The organism is Acinetobacter sp. GFQ9D191M (assembly GCF_011174875.1).
Lineage (GTDB): Bacteria > Pseudomonadota > Gammaproteobacteria > Pseudomonadales > Moraxellaceae > Acinetobacter.
Genome location: NZ_JAALGV010000015.1, coordinates 1 through 13,242, shown reverse-complemented (window position 1 = coordinate 13,242; position 13,242 = coordinate 1). Strand labels below are relative to the sequence as shown.

The window sequence follows — 13,242 nt, the reverse complement described above, 5'->3', positions numbered from 1 at the left end:
CTTGTTTTATTCTAAGTGTTAATGTTTAGGCTGTTTCGTTGAAGAGCTCACGGCCAATGAGCATGCGGCGGATTTCGGAAGTTCCGGCGCCAATTTCATAGAGTTTGGCATCGCGCCATAAACGGCCTGCAGCAAATTCATTGATATAACCGTTCCCACCTAGGGTCTGAATGGTTTCACCCGCCATCCAGGTGGCTTTTTCAGCGGCATATAAAATGGCACTGGCAGCATCTTTACGCAGGCTACGGCTATGATCGGCCTTGTCACATTCAGCACCAACGGCATACACCAGCGCCTTACATGCCAGCCAGGTAGAGTACATGTCAGCAATTTTGCCTTGCATCAACTGGAATTCGCCCAGTGCCTGACCAAATTGTTTACGGTCATGAATATAAGGAATCACGGTATCCATGCAGGCATCCATAATGCCCAGTGGGCCAGCACTCAGAACCGCACGTTCATAGTCCAGACCACTCATCAGCACTTTAGTCCCATTGCCGACACCGCCAAGCACGTTTTCTTTCGAAACTTCGACATTGTCAAAAAATAGGGGATAAGTATTGGAACCGCGCATACCCAGTTTATCTAAATGGGTGCCGTGGCTAAAACCTGGCATATTTTTCTCAACCAGGAAGGCGGTCATGCCTTTGGCGCCAGCTTGTAAATCGGTTTTAGCATAGACCACAAGTACATCGGCATCACCGCCGTTAGTGATCCACATCTTGGAACCGTTGAGTAGATAATGATCGCCTTTGTCTTCAGCTTTCAGTTTCATGCTGACTACATCTGATCCGGCATTCGGCTCAGACATGGCCAGTGCACCGACATATTCGCCAGAAATCAGTTTTGGCAGGTAGCGCTGCTTCTGTTCTTCATTACCATTTCGCTTAATTTGGTTAACACATAGGTTAGAATGGGCGCCATAGGACAAACCAATGGATGCTGAAGCACGGGAAATTTCTTGCATGGCAATAATATGGGCCAGATACCCCAGATTGGTACCGCCATATTCTTCACTGACCGTTAAACCAAGTAGGCCCATATCACCAAATTTTTTCCAGAGGTGAGCCGGGAATTCATTGTCACGGTCAACTTGCTGGGCAATTGGGGCAATTTCCTTGGCGCAAAATGCGACCACTGAATCACGAAGCGCAATAAGAGTTTCATCCAAACCGAAATCTAAGCTTTGTAAATTCATTCTTCATCCATCCTGAGATTATATTTGTTGTGTCCAAAAGCATTTTTGTTGTGCTTGTTTTTTTAACATACAACGAAAAATTAAAAAAGTGAACCTATATTCACAAAATGATTTACAATTCATTTTATCTGGTTGAGAATAAGATTATGAGTTATAAAAGATCATCACTGATGCAGGAACGAATGGAACAAAATCGTTTGTCGATTTTACAGTCTGCTCGTGAACTGATTACTCAAGGGGGCTTTAAAGAGGCGTCGATTCAGGCGATTGCAGAACGCGCAGGCGTTTCTACAGGGCTGGTCTATCGATATTTTGAAAACAAAAGCCAGATTTTGATTGAGGTTTTGTCGGCAGCGATTCAGCATGAAGTTGGAATTCTTGTTTCCATTGCCGGGTCGGATTTATCGCCAAAACTGAAATTGCAAAAATCTGTTACAACTTTTGTGAAACGTGCCATGAATAGCCCCCAGTTGGCGTATTCACTTATGTTTGAACCGGTTGATCCGGAAATGGAACATGAGCGTTTTCGCAGTAAACAGCTGCTTAAACAAAGCATTAAGGAAATCCTGGCCGAAGGAAAGGTGAATGGAGAGTTCGAGTTTGAAGATTTAAATACGGCAGCTTTGGGTGTGGTCGGTGCCATGACCTTTGTCGTGATTGAACCTTTAAATCCGTCCCGTAATGTAATGTTTGATCAGAACTACAAGGATCACTTTGTCAAACAGATTGCCGATTTTTGTGTTAACGCAGTACATCGACAGGAGGGAAATTCAGCAGCATAGACGCACAAAAACAGGCACATAGACAAGGTCGTCGTGGTCATAAAACAATTAGTAAAGTTGAAAATCAGAATTACAAAGAATCAAGGAGATCGATTCAATGACACAAGTACGGTTAAGCTATGCCTATGGAACCAGCAGCCAGCCTTTATTGGGTATGACGATTGGTGAAAAATTTGATCAGGCTTGCGAACAATATGCAGATCGCGATGCAGTTGTCAGTATGCATCAGAACATACGCCTGAGTTATCGGCAGCTACAGGATCAGGTCAATGCCTTTGCCTGTCAGCTGCTGAAATTGGGTATGCAAAAAGGTGACCGTCTGGCGATCTGGTCGCCGAACTGTGTGGAATGGACTATTACCCAGTTCGCAGCTTTCAAGGCAGGCATTATTCTGGTTAACCTGAATCCGGCCTATAAAAGCAATGAGCTGGAATATGTCCTGAATAAAGTGTCCTGTAAGGGACTGGTCATTGCATCGCAGTTTAAAACCACGGACTATCAGGAAATCCTGACCAAAATTGCGCCTGAATTAAAACAGGCTGAAAATAAATTACTGAATGCAGAGCGTCTCCCACATTTAAAGCATGTTATTAAAATTGATGAGCAGCAGCATACTGGCATTCATCGTTTTCAGGATTTAATGCCTACACCAAGTGCTCAAGAGCTGGAACAGCTGCAACAGATCTCCACTGATTTGCAGTTCGATGAAACTATCAATATCCAGTTTACGTCAGGCACCACAGGGAATCCTAAGGGTACGATGCTGACCCATAACAATATTTTAAATAATGGTTACTTTGTCGGTGAGGCGATTCACTTAAGTCCGGAAGACCGTGTCTGTATTTCTGTTCCACTATTCCACTGCTTTGGCATGGTAATGGGCAATCTGGCCTGTATTACCCATGGTTCAGCCATGATTTATCCGTCTGCCGTATTTAATCCGCTGGAAACCTTAAAAGCTATTCAGCAGGAAAAATGTACGGCAGCTTATGGCGTACCGACCATGTTTATTGCCGTGCTGGAACATGAACAGTTTGACGATTTTGATCTGTCTAGCCTGCGTACCGGCATTATGGCGGGTAGTCCGTGTCCACAGGAAATTATGCAGCGTGTAATAGAGCGAATGCATATGTCTGAAATTACCATCTGTTATGGCATGACTGAAACAGCACCGGTAAGTGCTCAAAGTTCAACAGAAGACAGTGTTGAACGTCGTGTGAGTACAGTTGGCCGTGTCCATCCGCATCTGGAAGTTAAAATTGTCGATGAAAATGGCAAGGTGGTGCCGCGCGGTCAATTAGGTGAACTCTGTGTGCGGGGTTATTCCGTGATGCTCGGTTACTGGGAGGACCAGGACAAGACCCAAGAAGTCATTGATGCTGCGCGCTGGATGCATACTGGTGATATTGCGGAAATGGATGATGAAGGTTTTGTCAAAATCAAGGGTCGTATCAAGGATGTGGTGATTCGTGGCGGTGAAAACCTGTTCCCGAAAGAAATTGAAGATTTTCTTTATACCCATCCAGCGGTGTCGGATGTGCAGGTGATTGGCGTGCCAGACCATAAATATGGTGAAGAGCTTTGTGCCTGCATTATCCTGCATGAAAATGACCCATGTACCGAAGAAGCCATCCGTCAATATTGTGCTGAGCATATTTCTCACAATAAAGTGCCACGTTATGTGCGTTTCTTCCATGAATTCCCGATGACAGCTTCAGGTAAGGCACAGAAGTTCAAGTTGCGTGAATTTATGCGTGAAGAATTAAATTTAAAAGAGATTGCTTAAATTAATTAAAGCTAAGTTTAAATAGTATTTGATCAGATGACCTGGCGGCATGGATGCCGCCGTTTCATTGTATGGCAAGGATGCCATATCAATGAAACAGAGGGGTTTGGTTACTTTGCCCAGTCAAAGTAACGAAGCACCTGCACAATGGAAGAAGAATCCATCTTGCAAATTGAGGTCATGTATTTAGCAATTTCTTTAAATAGATAAAAATCTATTTCTATATAAATCAGAGTAAACAGATGGCAAAAAACTTTCACAGTGAAGTGGTGGTCGCCAGTTATGATGATCATATCCGTAAACTGATTCCTGGCTATGAACTGGTGCATCAACAGATTGAAGCAATACTCAGTACTGAGCTTCCAGAAAATGCACATATCCTGATCGTGGGTTGCGGTACTGGTTATGAGCTATCTTATTTATTGCAGCAGCATCCCAACTGGACATTTACTGCGATTGATCCTTCCGCTGCGATGCTTGAACAGGCAAGGAAGCATCTGGCTTCTATTGGAGCTGAACAACGAGTTCAGTTTATACAGTGCACCACTCAGGAACTGGATCAGCAGGATACTTTCGATGCTGCACTTGCTATTTTAGTCGCCCATTTTATTCCTGAACCTCAGAAATCTGATTTTTTTCAGGCTATCTATCAGAGCCTTAAAGCTGGCCGGATCGCGTTGACTTATGATCTGATGCAGCCAGAAGGTGAGAATGAATTAAAGGTGATGCAAAAAATGGCACAGCAAACCGGACTTAGTGTGCAGCAAAGCGAAAATATGCTGGCCAGATTGCAGCAGGACTTTTTTCTGATTTCAGCGGAAGATTCAAATGAACTTTTAACAAAAGTCGGATTTAAACAGCACAAAATTTATAGTCAAATCATAAATTATTATGGTTTTTTACTTAGAAAATAAAGATCATGAAACTTTATATGAATTTTAAAGTTTAAGAGAATAATCAAGGAAGTTTAAGAAGAATGTCAGCATATTATAGTTTGATCCAGCGCGAGCAGCATACAGATGGCAGTACTACTGCCTATTATCGTTCCAATATTCATGCTCAAGGTGCGTGGAATCCTCATGAACAGCACATGGCGCCAGCAACCGGTATTCTATGTGTTGAACTGGAACAGTTTCAGCCTAGATCAGAAATGCGCATTGGCCGGGTTGGACTGGATATTTTTGGGCTGATTGCATTTGGTGAATTTTCTATTACTACACGCATGATCCGTCCTGGCAAAACTATTGAACTGATTGAGGCGGAAATGCGTGCCAATGGAAAAACCTGTATCGTTGCTCGTGCCTGGAGGATGCTGACTTCGGATAGCCGGGCCATTGCAGGTATCGAAGATTTTCCGATTGAAAGCCCTGAGTTTTTACCGGTTTGGGAGGGTATGAGTTGCTGGCCGGGTGGTTATATTCAAAGTATTGAAACCCGTGCACATACCGACCATCGTGCAGGTAAAGGTATTGTCTGGCTCAGAAATTCATTGGATATGGTAGAAGGACAACTGACTACAGATTTTAGTCGTTTACTCGGTATGGTCGATACCGCGAATGGCATTGTGCCACGTCAGGATCCAAATGCAGGCTGGGGATTCCCGAATCTGGATTTGCAGATTCATATGCACCGTCTGCCGCAAGGTGAATGGCTGGGGCTGGAAGTGGTGCAACAGTATGGTGAAGATGGGATTGGTCTCACCAGCGGTGTGCTGCATGATATTCACGGGCCTTTCGGTCGCAGTGAACAGATTCTGACCTTACGAAAATTCTAAAACTGATTTAAAAGCAAAAGGATGAATTGATTCATCCTTTTTTTATTGGCATGCTGTGCGCAATGGTTCAGGAATATTGATGAATGCGGATTAGTATTATTGGGGCGGGGCGTGTGGCTTATCATCTTGCCCATGCATTGTCAGCACAACATGAAATTGTACAGATCTACAGCCGGACTCTGGATAAAGCACAGCAACTGGCTGATCAATTTAAAGCGCAAGCCATCGCTCAACCTGAAAATCTGAATCAGGATATAGACTTGATGATCATTGCCGTGAGTGATCAATCAATTGCTGAGGTCATCAGACAAGTCTATTTTTACTTGCAAGATGTGCTGATTGTCCATACTTCAGGCAGTTCTCACCTGAATGTTCTAGCAGATGTACATGCAAAGTCTGGCGTCTTTTATCCATTGCAAACCTTTAGTCTGGAACGTGAAATTGACTGGGAAAATACACCTTTATTTATTGAAGCGTCTGAGCCAGAAGATCAAGAAATCTTAACTCATTTAGCAAATAGCCTAAGCAAACGAGTTTATCAATATAGTTCAGACCAACGTTTGAGCTTACATCTGGCTGCAGTGTTTGCCTGCAATTTTAGCAACTACTGTTATGACATGGCCAAGCAGATTGTGGATGCACAGCAGGTAGACTTTAGCCTGCTTTATCCATTGATTCTGGAAACAGCCCATAAAGCGACGCAAAATGATCCACGCCCGGGGCAGACTGGACCTGCGATGCGTGGTGATCAGAATATTCTGAATATGCATCAGCAGATGCTAGAGCAATCTGAACGACAAGACTTGGCAGATGTATATAAATTATTCAGTCAGCAGATTTTAGAACGCCATAAGAGCTAATAAAAAAGCGCTGAATAATCAGCGCTTTTTAGACTTATAGATATTAAGAAATTTTCTTAAAGATAAAGTCATTAATCTTGTGGCCAGCTTCGATCCCGCGACATTCAAACTTGGTTTGTGGGCGCCATTCAGGGCGAGGGTAGCTGTTGCCTTTACCTGCCAGGTTTTCTAAACGTGGACGTTCTTCCAGAACTTCCAGCATCCACTCAGCATACGGTTCCCAGTCTGTTGCAGCATGGAAAGTACCGCCAAGTTCCAGCTTTTGCTCAACCAATGGCATGCGGTCATGAGATACAAAACGGCGTTTAAAGTGACGTTTTTTCTGCCATGGATCAGGGAAATACAACTGAACGGTGTTGATGCTATTGTCTGGCATTTCACGAAGTACCTGAATCGCATCAGCATCCAATACACGTAAGTTCGTCACGCCAGCCATACCTGCTTCATACACGCACTGCGCAATACCCGGTACATGCACTTCGATTCCGACAAAGTTACGTTCAGGATTCGCTTTAGCCATGAGTACCAGTGAACGACCCATACCGAAACCGATTTCGACAGTCAGCGGACGTTCAGGATGCTCAAAATGCTGACGCAAGTCACCCACCGGATATTCCAAAATTAAGTGACCATATTGTTCAAGCGCAGTACGTTGAGAGGTATTTAATGGCGCTGAGCGGCGCATAAACGTTACAATTTCACGGTGCTCGCTTAAATTGTCCAGCTCCACGACTTGCTGGTCTAATTGATCGTTCGACATAATTTTGGCAAATCTAAAAATTCAGAATGCGGTATTTTAAGTCCTGAGCGGTGCAAGTCAAACTTTTCTCGGTATTTCTCCATAAAAATCGAGTCAGATATCTCAGACAAAATAAAAGAGCCAATCGGCTCTTTTACAGATCAAGCTTGATTAGGTACTAAAACGGTCGATCAAAGTGCTACTGGCTTCATTTAAACCGATTACAGTCACGTCTATGCCTTGGGCTTTAAACTTCTGGATGACGTTATTGAGCATATTTACTGAAGTCACATCCCAGACATGCGCATGGGTCAGATCCAGCTCAACATGATCCAGCTTTTCTTTAAAATCAAAAAACTGGTAGAACTTTTCTGTACTACTGAAAAAGATCTGTCCAGAAATTTTATAGCTACGTGAATTAGGCTTATGCAAATAAGTCGAGACATGTACAGTTCTTTCCAGTTTATTAATAAAAAACAGGGCAGAGAGCAATACGCCGACAAATACACCGAGCGCCAGGTTATGAGTAGCAAGCACGACAATAATCACTGCAATCATCACGGTATTAAATTCTAGCGGATGCTTGCCAAACTGTTTGATTGCACCCCACTGGAAGGTGGTAAATGACACCATAATCATAATGGCTACCAGCGCCGCCATAGGAATATAAGCCAGCCAGTCTTTCAGGAAGACCACCAGACATAGCAAAAACACCCCAGCCACCAGAGTGGATAAACGGGTACGAGCACCTGATGAGACATTGATAATCGACTGGCCAATCATGGCACAACCGGCCATCCCACCCATAAAGCCACTGACAATATTGGCCATACCCTGACCACGACATTCCTGATGACGGTCGCCTTCAGTTCCGGTAACTTCATCAATCACTGTAGTCGTCATCATGCTTTCAAGCAAACCGACAGTGGCTAAAGTAAAGGAATAAGGCAGGATAATCTGCAAAGTTTCCAGATTCAGTGGAATTTCTGGAAGAAGAAAGACTGGCAAGGTATCTGGAAACTGTCCCAGATCGCTCACAGTACGCATATCTGCACCAAGCAATAACGCAAGTGCGCTCAGTACGACGATACAGATCAGAGGCGATGGAATCGCTTTACCGATTTTCGGGATATAAGGAAACAGATAGATAATTGCCAAACCTACTAAAATGAACAGATAACCCGTACTGTCCATCCGGTTAATTTCCGGGATTTGTGCCACAAAAATCAGGATTGCGAGGGCATTCAAGAAACCATACACCACAGCCTGTGATACAAAACGCATCAGCTTGGCAACTTTAAAAAAGCCCGCAATCACCTGAATAATCCCGGTCAGAATTGTGGCTGCAAGCAGGTATTGCAAGCCATGATCCTTGACCAGCGTAATCATCAGTAGCGCCATTGCACCAGTCGCCGCAGAAATCATGGCAGGACGACCACCGAAAAAGGCAATGGACACGGCAATACAGAAAGAGGCATATAAGCCGACTTGCGGATCGACACCGGCAATCGCAGAAAAGGCAATAGATTCAGGAATCAGGGCGAGTCCAACCACCAAACCTGCCAGTACATCAGTCCGGATATTGGAAAACCATTCTTCTTTTTTCAGGTTAATCACGAAATATCATCTAAATTTTGAGAACCTGCGTATCTTAAACAGATACAGATAAAAATCTACACAAGATTGACTTGCAAAAGCCTGTAAATTCCTCAATATTAAATATGTAACTGTGCTGAATCACAGTTACGCTTTTTTGCAATTTACAGGTTTGATCACTTGAAAGTTTGTCAGAAGCGATTTAAAACATTGAGAAGTGTATAACAAGGATCAGAAATGAAGCTTTACTATTCGCCAGGCGCGTGCTCTTTGGCAGCTCATATTATTTTAAATGAAATTAATGTCGATTTTGATTTGGAACGTGTTGACTTAAAAACCCATAAAACAGAAAAAGGTGCAGATTATTACGAAATTAACCCAAAAGGTTATGTACCAGCATTAGAAATTAATCCGGGTTTAATTCTTACAGAAAATGTTGCAATTTTACCGTTTCTTGCTCAACACGATCCAAAACAAGATCTGATTCCACCTTCTGGCATGGGACGTGCCAAAGTGCTGGAGTGGTTAGGTTATCTCAATTCAGAACTGCATGATGCTTATGCTGTATTCTTCACTGGAAAATTATCAGATGAAGCCAAAGAAAAAGCCTATGCAGAAATTGACCGTTTATTGAGTTATATCGATAAGGCCATTGGTGAATCGGACAATGATTATCTGGTCGATGATAATTTCGGTCCGGCAGATGCTTACCTGTTTGTTCTCACCAACTGGTCGAACCAGATTGAACATGATCTGAGTCCATATAAAAATATTATTCATATCCGTAATAAGGTTGCAGAACGTCAGTCTGTACAGATTGCAATGCGTGATGAAGGTTTGATTCCTTAATACTGAAATTTTGAAAAAGCGCCATAAGGCGCTTTTTTATTGCTTCCAAAGTGATTATTGATATTTAGTCAATAATGATTTGCAAAATCACTGCTTTTTAGCAATAAGCAGAGTCTATATAGTGCCTGCATAAATTTTTGATTTCAGGTTCTTTTCATGAAAAATATTTTATTAATTAATGGCGCAAAAGCTTTTGCCCACTCAAATGGTCAGTTAAATGATACTTTGGCCGAACTGGCTCAAGAAGTATTAACAAAGCTGGGGCATCAGGTTCAGGTAACTCGTGCTGACAATGAATATGATGCAAAAGCAGAAGTAGAAAAATACCTTTGGGCAGATACGGTCATTTACCAAATGCCAGGCTGGTGGATGGGTGCGCCGTGGCCAGTGAAAAAGTATATTGATGATGTTTTTACCGAAGGGCATGGCAGCCTGTATGCAAATGATGGTCGCTCACGTTCAGATGCTTCAAAACAATACGGCTCAGGTGGCCTGATTCACGATAAAAAGTATATGTTATCTCTTACCTGGAATGCACCAATGGATGCGTTTACGGATGCCGAGCAGTTTTTTCATGGCGTGGGCGTAGATGGCGTTTACCTACCTTTTCATAAAGCCAACCAATTCCTGGGGATGCAGGCTTTACCGACATTTATTGTGAATGATGTAATTAAAGCCCCTGAAGTTGAAGCGTATATTGCACAGTATCGTGAACATTTAACTCAAATTTTTGCTTAACCAGGAGATATGATCATGCTAACCGTTATTGCTGAAATCATCTGTCATTCGGAACAAGATCTGAAAACAGTGCTGAATTCATTTAACAACATCCGCGCACAGGTATTACAAGAGCCAGGCTGTCATCTTTATGATGTCTATATTGATCATCCTGCGATTGAGAGCCAATTACAGACCAAAGTGCCTTTTTCAATCATGATGTTTGAAAAATGGGAAAGCATTCAGCATCTGGAAACTCACATGCATAGTGTAAATATGCAGCAACATGCTAAAGCCACTCAAGGTGCGGTTGCGAGTGTAAAGATTCGAATTTTAGAAGCACTTTAAGCTGTAATTCTCAGTTTGAAAGAGTTTGTGATATTTAATTTTTTATTCGAACTCTTGTGACTGATTAAATTGAACCTGTTCAAGTTTCAGTGCGTAGCGGTGTTTTAAGGTGGACCATTGAACTTTGGCAGGTTGCGTCTGTTCTGCAAATTCATTTTCATCTGTTGTAGTTTTTACCTTGCCTGTCAAAAAGTTAAGGCTTCGTGCTGTACTATCACCCGAGGCACGGTGAAAATCATCTACATCATAGCCAATCAATTTAAAAGCATTATCTTGGTATCGAAAGGTATAAGTATAATTGGTGACATACCATGAACCACAGCTTAGCCAGTAATGTAAATGAACCCGAAGTACACCTTTTTGAATGCTTAAGGCTTCGGATTCACCAAGTGGATCAGCGAGACAAGGTGATTCAACATCACCTTCGCTTGGCAAAGTAGTATTGCTAGCTGCAAGTTGATAACCATTTGCCTGCTTGAATAAAATCAAAAGTTTTCGTTTGTTGGTATTCAGAACATGATTACCTACACCTGCATTTGCAACAAAGTTTTCGGGATTAGTATCTTCAATAATCAGGGCAATATCCGCTTGACCGTCCTGATTTAAATCACCTTGTGCTTTTTCTAGAACTTTCCAGTTTTTCGGAACAAAAGATTGATAGCTTGATTTAGGAGAACTACCTGTCTGAGGTTTCGCACAAGCACTTTGTGTAAATGCTAGACACAGCAGGGTGCTAAATAGGAAAGGCAGTTTGATCTGATAAAGCATCGGTTTAAATTCCTTTTATTTATAATTTTATTGATGATCAAAGCTGAGTGATAAGTTTAGCAAAATAGGTTAAGTCATCTCTTTGAATATTGGATAGATATTTATGGTGAACTTTAAAGTTTTTTTATAAATTCAACTATGGATTTGAAGTTCCTATTCGAATTAATCCGAACCAAGACGTGAACTTTTAATATTTAATTTTCAAAGTTGACCTGGGTATCTAAATTTAAAAGTTCAGGAGTTTGCTAGAAACTCCTGAACAGATCGACATGATTTAAATAATTTTTTGGGCCTCTAGCCTCGATTATTATTTAAAGAAATAACCGGTTTCAGGTGAGCTGGCATTGGCCATGCGTTTGCGTGGCATACGTCCGGCAAGAAATGCTTCACGACCTGCTTCAACTGCCTTACGCATCGCAGAGGCCATCAAGACCGGATTTTGTGCTGCTGCAATCGCCGTATTCATCAGTACGCCGTCACAGCCCAGTTCCATGGCAATCGCTGCATCACTGGCAGTACCGACACCCGCATCAACCAGCACAGGCACTTTGGCATTTTCTTTAATGATCGAAATTGTATGTGGATTCAGAATCCCCAGACCAGAACCGATCAGGCTACCCAAAGGCATAATTGCTACGCAGCCCATACTTTCAAGTTCTTGTGCCACGATCGGATCATCTGAGGTGTAGACCATGATTTCAAAACCGTCATCAATCAGGGTACGGGCTGCTTTCAAGGTCTCGGTAATATTTGGATAAAGGGTCTTTTCATCGCCCAGTACTTCCAGTTTTACCAAGTTATGGCCATCCAGCAGTTCACGTGCCAGCATACAGGTGCGTACTGCACTATTAGCGTCAAAACAGCCCGCAGTATTTGGCAAAATAGTGTATTTTTCTGGTGGAACCACTGAAAGCAGGTTCGGTTGGTCTGGATGCTGACCAATATTCACCCGGCGAATAGCAACCGTTACAATTTCTGCACCGCTGGCCTGAATGGCCTGATTTGTTTCATTTAAATCTTTATATTTGCCTGTGCCTACTAAAAGACGAGACTGGAATTGGCGTGAACCGATCTGTAATAAATCTTGCATAATTGTTCCAAGTGTTATTAGCCGCCACCGACTGCGTGAATAATTTCTATTTTGTCTGCTTCGCAAATGGGCGTTTCACCCAATCTGCTTTTAGAAATAATCATTTCATTGACCTCAACTGCAAAGCGCTTACCCTCAAGCGCCAGACTTTGAACCAGTTCCAGCAGATTCTTGCATTGAGTTTCTTGTTGTTCGCCATTGATATATACCAGCATCTTGGCAACCCTCCATGATTATTGATTAAAGCATCAGACCTATTTGAGGTATTTTACGGCATTCCAGGCCAGAATTAACCAGCCAGCAATCATTAAGGCACCACCAATTGGTGTAATTGCACCTAAACCGCGCGGCAGACCCAGTGCCATGACATAGAGTGAGCCACAGAACAGGAAAATCCCCGCCTGAATCAGGAGAAAACTCCATTTAATTGGTAATTCAGGAATCACACGGCTGATGACTGCCAGAATAAGTAAGCCAAGAGCATGGTAGAAGAAATAATCTGTGGCCGTTTGCCACCAGGTCAACTGTGCTTCAGTCGCTCGAGTCTTTAAACCATGGGCACCAAATGCGCCGAGCATGACTGCAAGCGCAAGATTAAGTGCTGAAATCGCAATCCACATTTGAATTGATCTTCCCAATAAAGTTTGCGCTTAACCTTAGCATAAAAGCCCAGGCTGAAACACGGCATTAAAAGACAAAAAAGCCTTCATATATGAATAATGCCAGTCAGTTAAG

The 13,242-nt window shown here is 42.6% G+C and carries 15 protein-coding genes; 8 read left to right on the top strand and 7 right to left on the bottom strand.

Translation table 11 applies throughout. The features are described 5' to 3' along the window. Positions 1–25 precede the first annotated feature (25 nt). Positions 26–1,198, bottom strand: coding sequence for an isovaleryl-CoA dehydrogenase (locus G5T77_RS02255; RefSeq protein ID WP_166137247.1), 1,173 nt, complete (start codon positions 1,196–1,198; stop codon positions 26–28). Positions 1,199–1,344: 146 nt separating this feature from the next. Between G5T77_RS02255 and G5T77_RS02250 the strand changes: the two genes are divergently transcribed. From G5T77_RS02250 to G5T77_RS02230, 5 genes are all read left to right on the top strand, one after another. Further along, positions 1,345–1,980, top strand: coding sequence for a TetR/AcrR family transcriptional regulator (locus G5T77_RS02250; RefSeq protein ID WP_004782481.1), 636 nt, complete (start codon positions 1,345–1,347; stop codon positions 1,978–1,980). A 97-nt stretch (positions 1,981–2,077) separates the two neighbouring features. Further along, entirely contained in the window at positions 2,078–3,766 is a 1,689-nt protein-coding gene (locus G5T77_RS02245) for an AMP-binding protein (RefSeq protein ID WP_166137244.1), read from the top strand. Positions 3,767–4,008: 242 nt separating this feature from the next. Continuing rightward, positions 4,009–4,680 (top strand): class I SAM-dependent methyltransferase, encoded by a 672-nt coding sequence (locus G5T77_RS02240; RefSeq protein ID WP_159123881.1) that lies wholly within the window; start codon positions 4,009–4,011, stop codon positions 4,678–4,680. Between the two features lie 62 nt (positions 4,681–4,742). Next, positions 4,743–5,540: a thioesterase family protein gene (locus G5T77_RS02235; RefSeq protein WP_166137241.1), complete on the top strand. Its 798-nt coding sequence runs from the start codon at positions 4,743–4,745 to the stop codon at positions 5,538–5,540. 83 nt (positions 5,541–5,623) lie between these two features. After that, on the top strand, positions 5,624–6,400 hold the full coding sequence (locus G5T77_RS02230) for a Rossmann-like and DUF2520 domain-containing protein (protein ID WP_166137238.1): 777 nt from the start codon (positions 5,624–5,626) through the stop codon (positions 6,398–6,400). Positions 6,401–6,443: 43 nt separating this feature from the next. Here G5T77_RS02230 and trmB read toward each other — a convergent pair whose 3' ends face one another. Then, a complete protein-coding gene (gene trmB / locus G5T77_RS02225) occupies positions 6,444–7,160 on the bottom strand; it encodes a tRNA (guanosine(46)-N7)-methyltransferase TrmB (RefSeq protein WP_166137235.1) in 717 nt (238 codons plus the stop codon). A 150-nt stretch (positions 7,161–7,310) separates the two neighbouring features. Then, a complete protein-coding gene (locus G5T77_RS02220) occupies positions 7,311–8,756 on the bottom strand; it encodes a SulP family inorganic anion transporter (protein ID WP_166137232.1) in 1,446 nt (481 codons plus the stop codon). Positions 8,757–8,972: 216 nt separating this feature from the next. Between G5T77_RS02220 and G5T77_RS02215 the strand changes: the two genes are divergently transcribed. The 3 genes from G5T77_RS02215 (at position 8,973) to G5T77_RS02205 (ending at position 10,649) form a co-directional block, all read left to right on the top strand. Next, on the top strand, positions 8,973–9,584 hold the full coding sequence (locus G5T77_RS02215) for a glutathione binding-like protein (protein WP_004782472.1): 612 nt from the start codon (positions 8,973–8,975) through the stop codon (positions 9,582–9,584). A gap of 156 nt (positions 9,585–9,740) precedes the next feature. Further along, complete coding sequence (locus G5T77_RS02210; protein WP_159123885.1) at positions 9,741–10,322, top strand: NAD(P)H-dependent oxidoreductase; 582 nt, start codon at positions 9,741–9,743, stop codon at positions 10,320–10,322. 15 nt (positions 10,323–10,337) lie between these two features. Continuing rightward, positions 10,338–10,649 carry an antibiotic biosynthesis monooxygenase gene (locus G5T77_RS02205; protein ID WP_166137229.1) on the top strand — a complete coding sequence of 104 codons (312 nt, stop codon included), beginning with the start codon at positions 10,338–10,340 and terminating at the stop codon, positions 10,647–10,649. 42 nt (positions 10,650–10,691) lie between these two features. Here the strand turns inward: G5T77_RS02205 and G5T77_RS02200 are convergent, their stop codons facing one another. The 4 genes from G5T77_RS02200 to G5T77_RS02185 all read right to left on the bottom strand — a co-directional run bounded on the left by G5T77_RS02200 (position 10,692) and on the right by G5T77_RS02185 (position 13,127). Further along, on the bottom strand, positions 10,692–11,417 hold the full coding sequence (locus G5T77_RS02200) for a hypothetical protein (protein ID WP_166137226.1): 726 nt from the start codon (positions 11,415–11,417) through the stop codon (positions 10,692–10,694). A 307-nt stretch (positions 11,418–11,724) separates the two neighbouring features. Next, positions 11,725–12,507: a thiazole synthase gene (locus G5T77_RS02195; RefSeq protein WP_166137223.1), complete on the bottom strand. Its 783-nt coding sequence runs from the start codon at positions 12,505–12,507 to the stop codon at positions 11,725–11,727. Positions 12,508–12,524: 17 nt separating this feature from the next. Then, positions 12,525–12,722 (bottom strand): sulfur carrier protein ThiS, encoded by a 198-nt coding sequence (gene thiS, locus G5T77_RS02190; RefSeq protein ID WP_005235073.1) that lies wholly within the window; start codon positions 12,720–12,722, stop codon positions 12,525–12,527. Between the two features lie 39 nt (positions 12,723–12,761). Continuing rightward, a complete protein-coding gene (locus G5T77_RS02185) occupies positions 12,762–13,127 on the bottom strand; it encodes a DUF423 domain-containing protein (RefSeq protein ID WP_004782466.1) in 366 nt (121 codons plus the stop codon). Positions 13,128–13,242: the final 115 nt, after the last annotated feature.